Raw genomic sequence first — 16,991 nt, forward strand, 5'->3', positions numbered from 1 at the left:
GTTAAAAATAAGATTTTATTCTTAACTTTAACTGGAAGCTAAATTAGTATATCCAGTTCAGGTTTTTGATTTCTTTGACCCAAATAAGGTGGATTACCCAATATATAAATTTCATCATTATCTTTTTTAGGACATACTTTTTCCCAATCTACTCTAGTAGCATTACCATGAACTATATTTCCACCTGCTTGTAATGGTAAAGTTGGTGTGCTTTCGCCTAATATTTCTTTGAACTTTTGGTTCATTTGGTGTTGTGCTAACCACAAAGATAGAATTGCAATTTCATGAGCGAAATCGTCTAACTCTATGCCAAAGAATTGTGCTAACTCAATTCGTGAAAATAATGTTGGTTGATATTGTGCTGCTAAAGTTAATTGTGCTTTTGGGATTAGCTCTAATTGATACGGTTCAAAACCTGTTGCTGCTTTTTGAAGCTCTTGTAATTGTAATAAAATTTTAATTTCAAGAAAGCGTAATTCTTTGTATGCGATAATTAGAAAGTTACCACTACCACAAGCAGGATCAAATATTTTGATTTTACCTAAACGTTCTAATAATTTATTTAGTCTTTTAGGTTCGTATTTACCATTTTCGAACTCTTCGTTTAATTCATTTAAAAATAAAGGTTCAATTACTTTCATAATGTTAGGTACGCTAGTATAGTGCATTCCTAAACCACCACGATGCTCAGGCGTAATTACCGCCTGTATCATTGAACCAAAAATATCAGGATTAATAGCTGACCAATCTAATTCGCCTGCATCAATAACAGCTTGACGAGAACGTCGAGTAAAAGATGGTGTTTTATGTTTGTGTTCAAACAATCCTCCATTAACATATGGAAATTCATTTAGATATGCTGGAAGGTCTTTTCTGTTTCTGTCATGCGTATTTAAAACATCGAAAAGATTATCAAGATAATTGCTTAAATCACTACCATCGTTTTGGGTGTGTGAACTAATTGCATTTGTGAATTGACCTTTCTTAAAAATATTGGTGTCCTCTGCAAAAAAGCAAAATAACAACCTAGATAAAAACACATTTAACCCATGAATGAACTCAGGAGAATTATCAGGATTGTCTTTTTTGATTTCGTCAAAAAGCTTTGCCATTTTTTCGGCTGCTTTTACATCGGCAGGATTTTCATTTTGATGTGTTGCTTTTTCCATTCCTGCCCAAGGCAAAAAGAAATCGAAATGTTTTGGTAAAGCAGTCAATTCAATATCTAAAGTGTCTGCTGTTTTTGTATCAACTGCCAACAGCGTAGTAAAATCTGTAACGATTATAAAACGCTGTTCATGCTTTATTTGTTCTTTGCAATTTGTAATTGCAATATGTAAATCTTCGTTGTAAACAGGTTTAAACAATACCTTTTTTTTCCAAGATACTTCACCCTCAACTTTAGACAAATTTAAGTTTCCACTTTGCAGTCTTGTTATTGATGCTTTAGGTAAACCGTAAGCCAATAACAAATCGAAAATGAATGTGTCTTTACTAAAATTTACAATTAAATTTTGAAGATTTTGCTCTACTTGGGCTATATTCATATTATTGAATTTCTATATAAAAACTCAAAAATAAGACATTATAATTATTGTTTAACTATATAATTAATTTTAGTTGATTTTTCTGTAATTTCCATAGTCTGGTTGTTCTAAATATTTTCCTAAACATGATTTAAGAAAATTACCCACTGAACGTTCACCAATATCAAACTTTTTACCAATTTCAATTGCTTCTTTTCTCTGGAATTTATTAGGTAACGCATCGAAAAACTTCTTTTTGTTTTCACCTGATTTGAATGGTCCTTGTTCCCCTTGTTTTGGTAGATTAGTAAACATTATAACACTGTGTTGAATGTACGTTTTTGTTAATGTTAATGCGGTTTCAAAATCAATATCCAAACAATATACTTCTTTGTGATGCTCATTTGTTACAAACTTTCTTATAGCTGTGAAAATCATGCAAAAACGATATAATATCAACCCTAATCGCTTAACTATACTTAAAGCATCTTCACTAACAAACGTGTTTATTTGTTCTAAAAAAGAGCTAAAAATAGGATTAAATCTTTCCCATTGTTCATCAGTTAAATGTAAAATCATTTCGTCTGTTTCGTAAAACTCAACTAACTTTAAAACTAGTTTTGATTGAGTTGTGAAATAGTCTGTTAAGTTTACAGGATTTCCTTTTGGTGATGGGTCTAACCATACTGCTTCTGTTTTAAATACATAGAATATAAATCGACTAAATAATCCATCTTCGGCAGAAGAAATAATATTAAATATTTGTTTTGGTGTTCCCGACAATGCTACTGCTAATTGCGGATTATTTACTTCGACAAACTCGCCATCAGTTTTTCTACTTACTGATATTTTTTCGTGATGAAAAGATTTACGCAACATATCGGAATATGTTCCCCATTCGTTTTTGAATGTTTGTCCTAATGTATCTGCTTCGGTTTCACAAATAATTCCTTTGCCTTCGTTACAATCTAAGTGCTGAATTATTTTAGCATTACTTGTATTTGCCGGAATATAAACTACTTTGAATTTTGGAGCTTGTGGCATTTCTTGTCCTTCTTCAAGTTTTCCTTTTGCTTTGAGCATTTTATAAGCTGCTAAACTTTCTTCGTATCGTTTTTTATCCTCTATGGAAATAGCTAATGTTTTGTCATGGTATTTGTCTGCTAATGCTTTTGCAAATTTCAAAGATCCTTTTCCCGAAGCTGCTGGAGCTAAAATGAAAGAAAACAAACTTGGATAAATAACGCTACCGCTATATAAACCTGAAACATTAGGTAAGCAACCTGATAAAATTGCTAATGCTCCTGTAAGGAATGTATCTCTTTCTCTTTCTTGTGTAAACACTTGACAGCTTTCAAACAAAATAGGTGGTAGGTTATCGTAAACCGATTGCGGAATTATAGGCGTCCCTTTTAGACAATCTTCATAATCATCAAAATTATTGTCTGTATTTATAATACTATCTGTTTTGGAACTTTGCATGTTTGCAAACTTTGCAAACTTTGCAAAGTCTGCACTTTGGTTTCTATATGTGCTGATTACCGTTGCTTTTATTTCTCTTTCCTCTAAATCAAAATTATTAATACAATAGTTCAAAGTATCATCTTCATAAATACCAAACTTATTTGCATTACAAGAGAATAGGAAAATAAAGTTGTTTCTATTTCCATTGTAATATTGTTCTTTTTGCTCCGTAAACTTTAAGCACTTGTCTAATAATTCATCTGTTGTAATGACGTGTTTGACTTCTCTTATTGGTTCTGATTTCAATGGTTTAATTTCTTCCTTTGCTTCAAAAATTACTGCATTTTCATTTAAAAATAAATCTGTATCACAAGAAACAAAACACAATCGGGTAATGTCTTTACATTTTGCATCAAAATCATAACCTGATAACTCTTTATAAAAATTTGCGATTTGATTGTAAACTGTTGTGTGTTGCTCTGCATTTGAATTGACTTTAATGAATACTTTTAAACCTTCGTTACTTGGACTTATAAATGATGCAAACGTATATCTACAGCCATTTACAAGCGTTACAAGATTGTTTATTTCAGTTAGTGGTATATCATCAAAATCTAAACATACTACTTGTGAATAGGTTACTATATTCGCTTTTGTTCTACTTTCTCCAAATGTTCCAGAAGTTGTAAAACCTAATAAATTACTTTTGATTTCTTCGGCTGTTTTTTCATCTCCTTTATGCAAAGCGTATCGGATAGAATTAATTTCACTTTGGTATTTATCGGATTTGATTTCTTGTAATACTTCTAAAAGATTTCTTTCTCCTAAGTTGTATTTGAACTCTTGATAAACACTAACCATCAGTTTGCTATTTGCTATCTGTTCCATCACTACTTAGAATTATAGTTATCATTTAGTAATTTTTGGATATCCGAAAGTCTGTAATAGATTTTATTACCTACTTGAGAAAACTCGATAATTTTCTTGTTTCTCCATTCCTGTGCTGTTCTTTTACTAATATTCATTAGCTTCATAAATTCACCGTTATCAAAAAACACATCTTCGGGATCTAATTTGCCACCCAATTTCATTTGAGCCACTATTAAGGCAACACTATCGTCTAACCTTTTTAATACTTTTTCGGCATCGTCATAAAAATTACTCATAGCTTACTTTTTTAATAGGGTTAAACAATCCATTAATTCGCTCTTTTTGTAGTAACGTCTTGCACCTATGCCATAGGCTTTGACTTTACCATTGTTTGTCCATGCCCAAAGTGTGCTGCTATCAATTTTTAGAAATTGGCAGGTTTCTTCTCTGGTCATTAATTCTTCCGAATTGTCTTTTGTTTGAAGTTCTTTTTGAAGTTCAAGAATTCCGTTTCTAACGGATGTACCTATTAGCTGTTGAAGCTGTTCAATAGATAGGTTTTGAAGTAAAATTGCATTGTTTTGCATGACTTGTTATATTTAAGATTAACAAGCCAAAATTCTAGTTGAAGTCGTGTTGTGGATTGAATGAAATCGTGTGTTTTATTACACGGTTTTCATGTAGTTTATTTTACCCTTGAATATATACTATCACGTAAAGCAATTTTACCTATATCTCCTTTAGGTTTAATTCTATCAATTGAAATATCAAAATCTGAAAGCATTTCTATATATGTTTTGTGAAGCAAATCAAAATGTATTAAACCTTCATAAGTCATTTTATAAAACACATAACTGTAATTAGATAAACATTCTTTTTTGTTCCCAAATTCATCATACAATTTTTTAAAAACAGAATATGAATAGTAATCTTTAAAAATTCTCGGATATGGGTTTACTTCACTAGGTACTTTGATTTCCTTTTCTTTACTTTCAACTTTTACTACTTCCGGGCTTTTGGTTGTAGGTTTAATTAAATCTGAAATTGTTTTTTTCTTTGTTTGTTCTTCAACTTCGTCTGGAGTTTGAAATGAACTAAATTCTTCCATTCTGTCCCAATGTATTGATATAATCTTATTACAAACTGAACAAAAAGCTTTATTGTTATATGCTTTACTATTTTTAAAATCAGATTTATCAAAATCAACACTTATTTGAGCCGTTAGTTCCCAATATTGCCCTATTCGTTTACAGTTGTCGTAAGTATAGTTTTCTTCTAATCTTGTAAAATAAAATAACTCTGTAAAGGCAGTATTAAAATCAAAATATTTGTAATCGCTTATTGTCCCATTCATGAAAGCTTCTAATTTGAAAAAAGCATCATTGAGTTTTTGAACTACTTTATCATAATTCAAATTATTGTCTTTTGGAATGTCAATGAATGATTTATAAGTTAAAAAGCTATTTACATCACATACCCCTTGAATAAAATCTTTTAAAGGATTGTAATTATAACCTAAACTTTCAATAACACTATCAAATCTATAACGTTCTATATCTTCTAAATTCTTTCCAACTAACTCTTCAAATAATTCATAGTATTCTGTTAGAAGAAAGTTTTTAGTAATTATTTCTCGTAATTCTTCAAATTCGGTGTTTAAAGGGTCTGGAGTAGTTAAACAATTTAGATAACCTGCAATGATAGGATTACATTTACTTATTCTTTTTTTGAGTTTCTGAACCTTTTTAGTAGTGATGATTTGCTTTTCAGCATCATCAGAACACAGAGAATAGTCAAGTCTGCCCAAGTCTCTTTCTTGTTGCTCGATACTAAAAATTTCTATGTTTACAAATTCCAAAAGGAAGTCTAAAACTTCCTTTTCTTTCTTGCTTAACTCACCCATCAGTTTGCAAATATTTTTTAAAAGTGTGAAAGTATGAAAAACCCTTAAATATTAAAAGTAATTCGTTAACTCCATTGCAATATCCTTGTTGCTTTTGCCAATGTAAGTTAAAAACATTGCTTCTGTTGTATGCCCTGTTATGTACATTAAAAATGAGGTTGGAATTTTACCATAATTGTTGGTTGCAAAGCTTCTTCTTCCAATATGAGAAGAAACCATTAAATGTTTTGGATAATCTTTTGTAACTTTTTCTTTTAGTTTATGGTCAAATAATGTTCCGTGAATAGGTTGGTTTATTTCAGCTGCTTCACATACTTTTTTAATATGCTCATTATAACGTTGGTCTGATATTTTTCTTGGGAAATTACCATCGTATTTCTTCATTATTTCAATGATTTTTGAATGAAGCGGTATTGTCATTATCTTATCTGTTTTAACCTGTGTAAACTCAATTAATGGCTTTAATTGACCTGCTTTATTCTTTTCGTATCTAATCATAGATTTATCAAAACGTAAGAAGTCTGAAACCCTTTGACCGCAATAACAGCTTATCAATAACCAATCACGTGCATTTTCTAAACCATCTGTTAACTTCTCGCTTTCAATTTTTTCAATTGCTAGAATTTCCTTTTCATCTAAATAGATATTATCTACTTTATGATACTTTGCTTTAATGCTGTCAAGTTGATAATGTGTTTCTACTCCGTTAGCTTTTGCATGTCGGCAAAATGTTTTTATAAAGCGAATGTTTCTTGCTGTTGTGTTTGGTGCATAACCAACACTAATACAATATTTTTCAAAGTCCATTTTGAATTTAGCATCAATATCACGAATGTATAAAACTGAATTTGTGTGTTCTTGATAACGCTTCAATAAATGCTTGATAACATTACATTTTGTAATAGTGCTGCTTTTTACATCGGCTTTTTTAAACTCAATGAATGTGTCAATATAATCTACTAATTTATCTGGATGCTTTTCTTGTTCCTGTGGTGGATTGATAAAATCTTTTAACCATTGAGCATCTATAACCTTGTTGCCCTTGCTTCGGTTGTACTCTTTTAATAGGTCGTTTTTTAATGTTGACAAATCTGTATCCAGGTTTGCAATGTCAATATCTTTTAAAGCTTTCTTTGTTGGTCGCTGTTCTGCATCATCCCAATTGATTGGGTCAATATGATAATTTGTTTTAGCTTTGATGTCAAGTGTTCTGCCATCACGTAAACGAATGTAAATAACCGCAGGACTTTTTTTGCTCTGAAGGAGTAGATAAATAGATGCCATATTTTTGCCTTTTTATGTTCCATAAAGATACAAAATTTAGTCCACATTTAGCCCACATTTGTCCAAAAATATCCTAATTTATCCAATATTATCCAATACCTTTTATTTTGTAAACCTTTGTAAAGTATTGATTTTATTGACTTTTTGTATATAAATAGGTTTTTTTGATTTTTGGGTGTTTGTAAAGTTGTAGTCCCTCTTTCTCCGCAGGGTAAAACCGGTTCAGAAATGAATCGGTTTTTTTTATGACTTTTTTTAAACACATAGCTACATAGGCGTTGCACTTTTTTTGGAACACAGATTTAAGAAATTTTAGAAATCTTTAAAAATCTGTTGACTCGATTGTCATCCTGAGCGAAGTCGAAGGCTAATGGAAAAGGATTGAATTAAAATTTCTTAGAAGGAATTGTCCCCTTGAGGGTTCCGACCCTTCGGAATACAGGGGTGTTGCGTGTTTGTATTTGATTTTTGAAGTTGTTCTTGTTCTTATCCTAGCTCTTTAAATTATCAATAAACAATTTCGCAGAAGTCGACAAAGCTTTGATGTGTTGAAAAAATAATCTCGTTTATAAAAGCACATAAATTTTGCAAGCTCCTTATTTTTTAGGTGGTTTGAACGGTATCATTTGAAAATCACATAAATATAACTTATTGAAATTCAGTAAATTAAAAACTTATATTAATTTACTGATAATCACTAAAGTTGTTTAAAACTTGCTCCAATTGTAAATAAGTTTGACTTTCTTTTTTCCTACAAATTTATAAACTTTGTAAACGTCGGTTAGGCACGAAATCCGAAGCTAGTGTACTATGACAAAAAATTATTTATTCACTTTTAACACTAATAAATTATGAGTGTAAAGTACCAAGTTCTTCCAAGAAAGAACCCGCAGGACCTATTAGCGCCTGAAAAATTTTATGCCGCTGCCATTGCAGATGGGGAAACTGATTTAGACAAATTAGCTGAGCAAATTTCGTATCAATGTACGGTAACCGAATCGGATTGCTATGCCGTATTGTTGTCTTTAGAGCGCAACATTATTAGCGAATTAGAGCAAGGCAGAATTGTCAAATTAGGACGATTAGGTAATTTTCAAATTGGTGTAAGCTCTGAAGGTAGAGATACAGCTGAAGAAGTAACTTCGGGTGCTATTACCAAAACTAGAATTTTATTCCGTCCTGGAAAAAGATTACGTTCTTTATTGAATGATTTGTCATTCAGAAAAGCGAGCTAGAACCCCGATTTTTGAGCGTAATTTTGTAATAAGACCTCGAGTATTCCAGTGCTCGGGGTCTTTTTTTTGTTATAATTATAACAATTTCATGCGGACGAACCGTTTGCTTTGTCCTGACAAAACATTTACTTCGTCGGGATGTTCCTATTATTTCATCAGGACGAAACTTTCAACTGTAATTTTGATGGCTTTTTTTGATTTCTTTCTAAAAAAATAAAAAAAAAGGTCAAAAAATAGCTTTCAATCCTTTCGTGTTAAAAACTTTTCATCGAATTTTTTATCCTTTTCATCGATTTTTTTCTTCTCAAAAGGCATAAAAAAAGCTCAAAAAAACTGGCTAGAACCCCGATTTTTGAGCGTAATTTTGTAATAAGACCTCGAGTAGTTCCAGCTACTCTACCGAAATTATAGTGTAAATATAGTATTTATTTTGTTTTTGCATGCATGCATTTATAAAATTTAACATTGAAAAAAACGTCTTTTTGTTCCCTTTTTTTACTTATTTATTTGTAGGGTGTTTCTTTACAGTTAGTATCAAATTTTAAACTTTACGCGTTTTTAATTTTAACTCTTCGGTTTACAGTTTCCCGTAAAATTTATCAAAGCCCTTTATTTACTTTAGCTGACGAAGGTACCCCCGTATTTTTACCTGGTTTGAAAATCAGGTATTTTTACGGGTTGTATAGGTGCTTTTTTTTCATTATGTTTGAAAAGATACAATAAGCCTTACAAATATGTTACTAGAACCGCGCAAAGCCTTAAATAAAGCCTTTTTAAAGATTAAACCTAATAGAACTGGTATTGAGTTATTTAAACAAAATTTAATTCTTTTATTAGATAGTATTAAGGATAAAGAATCGGAGGAGTTTCACAAGAATTTGATTTCAGATTTCTTGAAGAATACTTATTATTCGCCGAATCATTTTATTAATACGAAAGGGCGAAACGATTTAGTGATTCATATTGGCAAAGAGGCTAAGAGTAATGTTGGTGTTATTATTGAAGCGAAAAGCCCAACGAATAAAGCCGAAATGCTTTCGCAAAAGAACATTAATAGCAAGGCATTGCAAGAAATGGTGTTGTATTTCTTGCGTGAACGTATCACTCATAAAAATCTTGAAGTAAAAAATGTAGTGGCGACCAACGTTAACGAATGGTACATTTTTGACGCGCAATTGTTTGATAAACTTTTCGCCCAAAACAAAAGCTTAGTTAAACAATTTCAGGACTTTGAAGAAGGTAAATTATCGGGTACAAATACCGATTTTTTCTACAAAGAAATTGCCAAACCTTATATTGAAACTGTACTGGACAAATTAGAATATACGTATTTTGATTTGGCTTCGTATGACAAAATTTTAAGAAACGAAGACAAACTCGATGATGCCAAATTAATTGTCTTATACAAATTACTTTCGCCAGAGCATTTATTAAAATTGTCGTTTGCGAATGATAGCAATTCCTTAGATAAAAACTTTTACAATGAATTACTGCATTTAATTGGGTTAACCGAAACCAAAGAAGGAGGGAAGAAGCTAATTGAACGCCCAAAAGCAGGACAGCGAAATGCTGGTTCTTTATTAGAAAACGTGATTAACCAATTGGATAGTTTAGATAAATTATCTCGTTTGCCGAATGTAAAACAATATGGCGACACGCACGAAGAACGCTTGTTTACCGTTGGTTTGGAATTGTGTATTACGTGGGTAAACCGTATTTTGTTTTTAAAGTTGCTAGAAGCGCAATTGATTAGCTACCACAAAGGCGATAAGAGTTATGCGTTTTTGCACAAAGACTTATTGCACGATTACGATAATTTGAATGCGTTGTTCTTTATGGTGCTAGCCAAGAAACCAGAAGAACGAAACGACCGCGTAAAAACGCTATTTGCTAAAGTACCTTACTTAAATAGTTCGTTGTTTGAACCTACCGAGTTAGAACATCAAACCTTGTTTATTTCTGGATTGGAAGATGATATCCAATTGCCTATTGTAAGCGGTACAGTATTGAAAGATGCCAATGGAAAAAAACTAACCGGTACTCACAAAGCCATTGAGTATTTCTTTGACTTTTTAGACGCTTACGATTTTGCGAGTGAAGGCAGTGAGGAAATACAAGAAGACAACAAAACCTTAATCAATGCCTCGGTATTGGGATTGATTTTTGAAAAGATTAACGGCTATAAAGATGGTTCGTTTTATACACCGAGTTTCATTACGATGTATATGTGTAAGGAAACCATACGCCGAGCGGTGGTGCAAAAGTTTAATGAAACCAAAGGTTGGAACTGCGAAGACTTTGATGCCTTATATAACAAGATTGAAGACACCAAAGAAGCCAATGCTATTATTAACAGCATAAAAATATGTGACCCAGCGGTGGGTTCAGGACACTTTTTGGTTTCGGCGCTGAATGAAATGATTGCCATTAAGCACGATTTAAAAGTGTTGGTAGACCGCGAAGGCAAACGCTTAAAAGAATACCAAGTAGATATTGTAAACGATGAGTTAATTGTGACCGATGAAGATGGCTTACCGTTTACCTATAACCCAAAAAGCAAAGAAAGCCAACGCCTGCAAGAAACCTTGTTTCATGAAAAACAAACCATTATTGAAAACTGTTTGTTTGGGGTAGATATTAATCCAAACTCCGTTAAAATTTGCCGTTTGCGTTTGTGGATAGAATTACTTAAAAATTCTTATTACCAGGTTGAAGTTCCCCCTTCGGGGGTTAGGGGGCTAGAAACCTTACCAAACATTGACATTAACATTAAATGCGGAAACTCGTTAATTGCTCGTTTTGGATTGGATGCTGATTTGAAAGAAGCCTTAAAGAAAAGCAAGCTAAAAATTGAGGATTACAAGCGTGCCGTTGACCAATACCGCAATGCCGAAAGCAAAGAGCAAAAGCGCGATATGGAAACGCTGATTGCCGAAATAAAAACCAATTTTAGAACCGAAATTAACCAAAACGGCAAAGAAATTAAAGAGTTGCAAAAGCTGAAATACGAGTTTAACGTAAAGTTTGACAGCGCCCAACTTTTTGAAACCAAACTCACCAAAGCCGAACAAAAAGCTAAAAAAGACTTAGCGGATAAAATTGAAAAAATTGAAACTCAACTCGAAGAAATAAAAAGCAACAAAATTTATGAAAATGCTTTTGAATGGCGCTTTGAGTTTCCTGAAGTATTAAACGACGAAGGCGATTTTGTAGGCTTTGATGTGGTGATTGGGAATCCGCCTTATGGTGTTAATTTTTCTGATATTGAAAAAAAATATTTAACTAGTTTTGATGTTGATGTACCAGATTATGAGATATATATTTATTTCACTTCACTTTCAAAAAGAATACTAAAAGTCGATGGTTTCTTATCTTATATTTTCCCTAATACATTTTTATCAACAAAGTTTGGTATTAAATATAGGATTAAAATATTTGATGAAACTCAAGTTTACCAAATAGTAGATTTATCAAGTGATAATACTTTTGAAGACGCATCAGTTAGGACATGTGTGTTCTCCTTTAAAAAGAGTAATCAAAATTATAAATCTGAATTCTACGGTGTAAATAATAAACAATTTTATTTAAAAGAAAATTTTGATAAATCATATTTGATAGAGCAATCAGAAAATTTATTAAGCTTATTTTATCAAAATAAAGAAGAAATTTTTATAATTGATAAAATTAAAAATTTTAGTTATTTAAAAGATTATTTAGAAGTTTCTCAAGGTTTTATACCATACAGAAGAAGTGATTTAATAAAAAAATATGGAGAAATTGAAGGTAATAAAATTGTAGATGAAAAATTATGGCATTCAAAATCAAAAAGAGATAATAATTGGAAATGCGAAATTTTAGGTAAAAATGTTAATCGTTATTCATATGTAAATAATCAAAGTTATGTTTATTATGGTAGACATGTTGCTTCTTATGTGAATGAGAAATTTTTTAATCAAAAAAGGATTTTAATTCGAGAAATTACTTCTGACAAACTTATTTGCACCTATTTAGAAGAGGAATTTATAAACAATCCTTCCTTAATAAACCTTATTGATGAAAAAGATATTTTAGATTTAAAATATTGTTTAGCGATTTTAAATTCTTCATTGATTGGATGGTATCATAATAAAGTTTCTCCCAAGGCAAATAAAGGATTATTTCCAAAAATTCTAATTAATGATGTAAGAAATATTCCTGTTGTAGAAATTCCAAAACCAGACCAACAACCCTTCATTGACAAAGTTGACCAAATCCTTTTGCTCAAAAAAGACAACGCAGAAGCTGATACTGCTGCTTTAGAGCGTGAAATTGATTTTATGGTTTATGCGTTGTATGGGTTGAGTGAGGAGGAGATTAGTATTGTGGAAAATAGTTAAGAAAATAGTTATGCAAGAAAATACAGTTTATCATTACACTTCATTAGAAACTTTTGTTAAAATAATTAATGATGCAACTAATGAATCTCTAAAATTTAGAGCAACACACATTGATTTTCTTAATGATTTTACAGAACATACGATTGCTGCTAGTTTATTAAAAGAGAAATTAATTGAATATGATAATTCTTTAGATAAAAATGATAAAAAAGATTTTCAAACTAAATTAAATGATAATAGGATGTCTTTTTTTAAATATGAAGAAATTGATGATTTATACCCATATATTATTTCTTTTTCTGAATGTTGGGATAGTCTTCCCATGTGGAACACATATGGCAATAAATCAAAAGGAATTGCAATAGGATTTAATAAAGAAAAGTTATCACAAATAGAAGAATATAAATTTGAGAAATGTGTTTATGAGTCTAAGGAATATGAACAATACTTAACTGAAAACATAAAGCAAATTCATAGCTGTTTACATATTGATTCATATAGTATTAGTTTTTCAAGTGGTTTTGATAATAATCTACTTAAACAACATTATAAATTTCTTCCAATATTAAAAAACAAAAGTTATAATTACGAGGATGAATATCGATTAATTATACCAAGTAAAGTTGTAGAAAAAAAAGAATTGAAATTTCAGACTAGTGATTCTTTATTGAAGCCATACAAAGAAATATCAATCCCTTTTGAATATGTAACAGAAATTATTTTAGGGCCTTTAATAAATTTAGAAAAATTAAAAACGGCATTATTTTTTTTATTAAAACAAAAAAACAAAATTATTAGTTTAGATAAAGAACATGGTAAAATTCATTTAAGAAAGAGCAATATTCCATTTAGAGATATATAAAATACAATATAATCCCCGCTCGTGCGCGAAACGAAGTTCAGCGAAGCTAATCCTTTCGCGTTCGTTTAGTTAGTAATGAGATGGTTAAGAGATGCTGAAACGAGTTAATTATGAGAAGTAGAAGCAATGCAAAAAATAATTAGCCAGTGTGATGTATTGCTCCTAAAAAATATTAAATAGTTATAATTTTAAAGATTTTTAAATTTCTTCCTTCTGTGTTTTAAAACTTTGATTTTGAAAACGGAGTTGGTAATGTTTGTTTTAAGCTATTCGTATGTTTGTTAGCATTTTTATAAAAAAAAACCGTTACTTAATTTAGCAACGGTTTTTTATATTTACAGTGTATTACAATCGGTTTGAATAATGATTTGTGGAGATTGCATTCCACTAAATCCTCCAAAGAAAAAGGATTCTATTATAGGCATAATACAGTTGTATTGCATTATTGTTTGTTGCGCATTTCCATATCCTGTACCCCCCATATAAATGGTTTCTAGGTTAGGAACTACACAAGTGCTTTGTAATAGGGTAGCAGCTACGTTTCCGTAACCTGCTCCTCCAAAATAAATAGTTTCTAGCAATGGATAGGCACAAGTGCTTTGTATGAATTGTTGTTCGTCATATCCTGTTCCATTTCCGCCATAATAAATGGTTTCTAAAGAAGGAGCTATACAGTTGCCTTGGGTGAGAGTTTGTTGGTTATTACCTACACCCACACCACCAGAATACATGGTGGTAGGCACTTTAGTATTGAATACACCTCGCATACTTGGCATAGCAATTTGAGCATTAGCGCCACATCCAATGAATAAAAGCCATAGTATAAATTTTATTTTATTCATTGTAATACAAATTAAAATGATCGTACACCTCTTCCACCTTGGAAGAAAGAGTAGTTGTTAAATTGTACCCAGTTTCTTCTAGATACAGAAATCCATTCACCGCCAACCCAGTTAGAACCACCGCCTTTAACCATAATTCGATTAGTTTGCCAAGTAGCCATATCAGTAGAACCATTATCAACAGATTGACCATTTTCATATAGGTTACCGTCTCCATTTTGTGTTGTAAAGTCGGAAAAATCAACATTCCAACCTCCAATGCATGATTCCCAAACATTTCCAGTCATGTCTAAAACGCCATAGTAAGTTGCAGCTGCTTTTAAACGGTTAGAAGTAGGAGTAGCCGAAATACCAGCGCGGTATAAACGGTTTGTACCTGCAGTATTATTACCAAGCATAGCATAATTGTTAGTAGCTGAAGCGGAACCATAGTTAGGTACGTCATAAGTATTATTAAAGTCTGTTGAGCCCCATGCAAATTCACCTAAAACAGGATTTTGATTTCCTCTACATGCTTTTTCGTATTCAAATTCTGTCATTGGTCTTATGGCTGCCCAGTCTAAGAAAGCAAAGAAATTTTTCACGTTTAAAACAACAGGAATGCCTAAACCGTCTTCATCTTCGTTATATACACCGTTATTGTTTAAATCGTTTGCATAAACAGCAGGAATAATTTGAGAGGTATTGTTACCTGGAGTAGCAATTACGATTCTAGGTGAATTGTTACCACAAGGCCAGCAGTGAAATTCAGTGCCTGCAGGAGAATCAGGTGGAGTAAGATTTGGTTGGTAGTCTCTTTGCATTCTAATTTGCTGATTAAAGCTAAGTGTATTTAAAAAGGCTACATATTGACCAGCCGTAATTTCGTATTTCATGCAGTAAAATCTATTGTATCCTAATGGGAAAGAAGCGGGTAAACTTCCAGAAGAGCCCAAATTGTCTCTTTGGTAGTTAGAAGCAGCACCTAATCCTGCGTTTTGAATAGCAGCATTGATTAAAAGAGGATTTCCACTAGGATCTGAAAAAGTATGGAAATATTGTTGAGATCCATCTCCAATATAAAAATCACCTTCAGGGATGTTTACCATTTCCATACCATATACACCAATGTTATCACTTCCAATAGGAGAATTTAATGTTAATGTAACGGTTGCCATAGTTATATTTCCAATCCCTACAGCACTTCTTCTAATGAATACTCCTTTGTTATCAAGTACTTGGTCTACTTGTAATACCCCTCCAGTAACACTATTACCAGATGCTGCTATATCTGCATGTACCCATGGACTAGGTGCATTACTAACACAACTTTGTCTTTTTACAAATACCCAAACAGCATCCCAATTAGAAGGTCCTGTAGTAACATACCAACTGTTGTCCCATTTTATGGTAAAGGTTACAGTACTACCACTTACAGTAGGTGTACCGATAATTAAATTATTAGCATAACTGTTTATGTTAGATGCTAAAAATAAGATGGTTATTAAGGCTATTTTTTTCATATTTTTTCTATTGTTTAATCTTTAGTAATTGAATTTATTGCATGTCTCCGGCAGTAACGATAATACCACCACCAATATTTACAATGGTAGCAATGGCATAGTTGCCAGCTGTAGCTGTATAGTTGTTTCGGTTTTTTAGTGTTACGCCACTACCACCAGCAAAATTAATTTTGTTAGCGTCATCACTTTTTTGTAATACCATACAGTTAAATCCGACAGGAAGGTTGTTTTCAAACGTAATGGTAATTTGTGAACTAGGATTACATATTAATACTTTTCCTTTGTATAATTCTGCATTTGTAGCATTGATTGTGAAATTATTAGTTATTTCTGCACTTATTTCAGCATTTGCTGTTATAGAGCCATAGGTATTTACATTTGTAATGTTAGAATCTCCAATTTGAACAGTATTTGGGTTTTGAGCATAAGCATTAGCACCAATAGCGATAGCATTAGTGCCATTTGTTTGTGCATTGTATCCAATAGCTACTGCATTTTCTGGTTGGTTGTTATTACCGGCAAAGGAACCTACTGCTACGGCATTAAGCCCTTGGTTGTATTGTGCTGCAGCATAACCTACTGCAACAGCTCCTTCAGCTTGAGGTCCTTGCGCTGTATTACTTCCTATGGCAATTGAGTGTTCCCCTTGTCCTCCAGAACCCGAAACATAACCAATAGCGACATTAGAACTATTTGCTATGAAATAACTATTTGAGTCGACAGTACCATCTGCTTTTAAGAATTGTGAAGCTAATCCCCCAGGTATACTAAACGCATTAGCTGTTACACTATTAGTAAAACGGCCACTACCTTCAACATCTAATTTAAATTGAGGTAAGTAATTGCCTCCAATACCAAAGTTTCCATTTTCGTCAATGATAACTCGACTACAACATCCCCCTTGATAGATTGAAAAGTTGAATCCTGAGTTTCCAATTTCCCATGTGCTACCGTTATTAAACACTACTGATGGTGTAAATAACTGTCCTGTTAAAGTACCTCCTGCTAATGGCAAAAAATTATTTCCTATAGAAGTTACTTGACCGTCTACATATGTTTTAACAGCTAGTTCTGTTGGGAATTTTGTGTTAGTAGCGTCAGCTAAAGTAGCGTCAGTAGATTTGTTA

11 protein-coding genes and 1 pseudogene are annotated in these 16,991 nt (G+C 31.9%); 3 read left to right on the forward strand and 9 right to left on the reverse strand.

Going from position 1 to position 16,991, the window contains the following annotated elements:
• Positions 1-38: 38 nt before the first annotated feature.
• The 6 genes from Q0075_RS08140 to Q0075_RS08165 all read right to left on the reverse strand — a co-directional run bounded on the left by Q0075_RS08140 (position 39) and on the right by Q0075_RS08165 (position 7,047).
• Positions 39-1,547, reverse strand: coding sequence for a DNA methyltransferase (locus Q0075_RS08140; RefSeq protein ID WP_297869083.1), 1,509 nt, complete (start codon positions 1,545-1,547; stop codon positions 39-41).
• 69 nt (positions 1,548-1,616) lie between these two features.
• Complete coding sequence (locus Q0075_RS08145; protein ID WP_297869084.1) at positions 1,617-3,878, reverse strand: DUF3987 domain-containing protein; 2,262 nt, start codon at positions 3,876-3,878, stop codon at positions 1,617-1,619.
• 2 nt (positions 3,879-3,880) lie between these two features.
• The gene (locus Q0075_RS08150) at positions 3,881-4,156 is read right to left on the reverse strand and encodes a helix-turn-helix domain-containing protein (protein WP_297869085.1); all 276 of its coding nucleotides are present in this window, start codon (positions 4,154-4,156) and stop codon (positions 3,881-3,883) included.
• A 3-nt stretch (positions 4,157-4,159) separates the two neighbouring features.
• On the reverse strand, positions 4,160-4,447 hold the full coding sequence (locus tag Q0075_RS08155; protein ID WP_297869086.1) for a helix-turn-helix domain-containing protein: 288 nt from the start codon (positions 4,445-4,447) through the stop codon (positions 4,160-4,162).
• Positions 4,448-4,545: 98 nt separating this feature from the next.
• A complete protein-coding gene (locus Q0075_RS08160; RefSeq protein ID WP_297869087.1) occupies positions 4,546-5,763 on the reverse strand; it encodes a hypothetical protein in 1,218 nt (405 codons plus the stop codon).
• 51 nt (positions 5,764-5,814) lie between these two features.
• Complete coding sequence (locus tag Q0075_RS08165) at positions 5,815-7,047, reverse strand: phage integrase SAM-like domain-containing protein (protein ID WP_297869088.1); 1,233 nt, start codon at positions 7,045-7,047, stop codon at positions 5,815-5,817.
• 851 nt (positions 7,048-7,898) lie between these two features.
• Here Q0075_RS08165 and Q0075_RS08170 point away from each other — a divergent pair.
• The 3 genes from Q0075_RS08170 to Q0075_RS08180 all read left to right on the forward strand — a co-directional run bounded on the left by Q0075_RS08170 (position 7,899) and on the right by Q0075_RS08180 (position 13,520).
• A complete protein-coding gene (locus Q0075_RS08170; protein WP_297869089.1) occupies positions 7,899-8,282 on the forward strand; it encodes an HU family DNA-binding protein in 384 nt (127 codons plus the stop codon).
• Positions 8,283-9,016: 734 nt separating this feature from the next.
• The gene (locus tag Q0075_RS08175; protein ID WP_297869090.1) at positions 9,017-12,658 is read left to right on the forward strand and encodes a TaqI-like C-terminal specificity domain-containing protein; all 3,642 of its coding nucleotides are present in this window, start codon (positions 9,017-9,019) and stop codon (positions 12,656-12,658) included.
• A 10-nt stretch (positions 12,659-12,668) separates the two neighbouring features.
• A complete protein-coding gene (locus tag Q0075_RS08180; RefSeq protein ID WP_297869091.1) occupies positions 12,669-13,520 on the forward strand; it encodes a DUF2971 domain-containing protein in 852 nt (283 codons plus the stop codon).
• Between the two features lie 335 nt (positions 13,521-13,855).
• On the opposite strand, the gene Q0075_RS08185 is transcribed toward Q0075_RS08180, so the two are convergent.
• From Q0075_RS08185 to Q0075_RS08195, 3 genes and pseudogenes are all read right to left on the reverse strand, one after another.
• Positions 13,856-14,362 carry a hypothetical protein gene (locus Q0075_RS08185; RefSeq protein ID WP_297869092.1) on the reverse strand — a complete coding sequence of 169 codons (507 nt, stop codon included), beginning with the start codon at positions 14,360-14,362 and terminating at the stop codon, positions 13,856-13,858.
• An 11-nt stretch (positions 14,363-14,373) separates the two neighbouring features.
• A complete protein-coding gene (locus Q0075_RS08190; protein ID WP_297869093.1) occupies positions 14,374-15,864 on the reverse strand; it encodes an SUMF1/EgtB/PvdO family nonheme iron enzyme in 1,491 nt (496 codons plus the stop codon).
• Positions 15,865-15,898: 34 nt separating this feature from the next.
• A pseudogene (locus Q0075_RS08195) lies at positions 15,899-16,991 on the reverse strand (hypothetical protein); the annotation flags it as partial.

The sequence above is a fragment of the uncultured Flavobacterium sp. genome (assembly GCF_937967675.1).
GTDB lineage: Bacteria > Bacteroidota > Bacteroidia > Flavobacteriales > Flavobacteriaceae > Flavobacterium.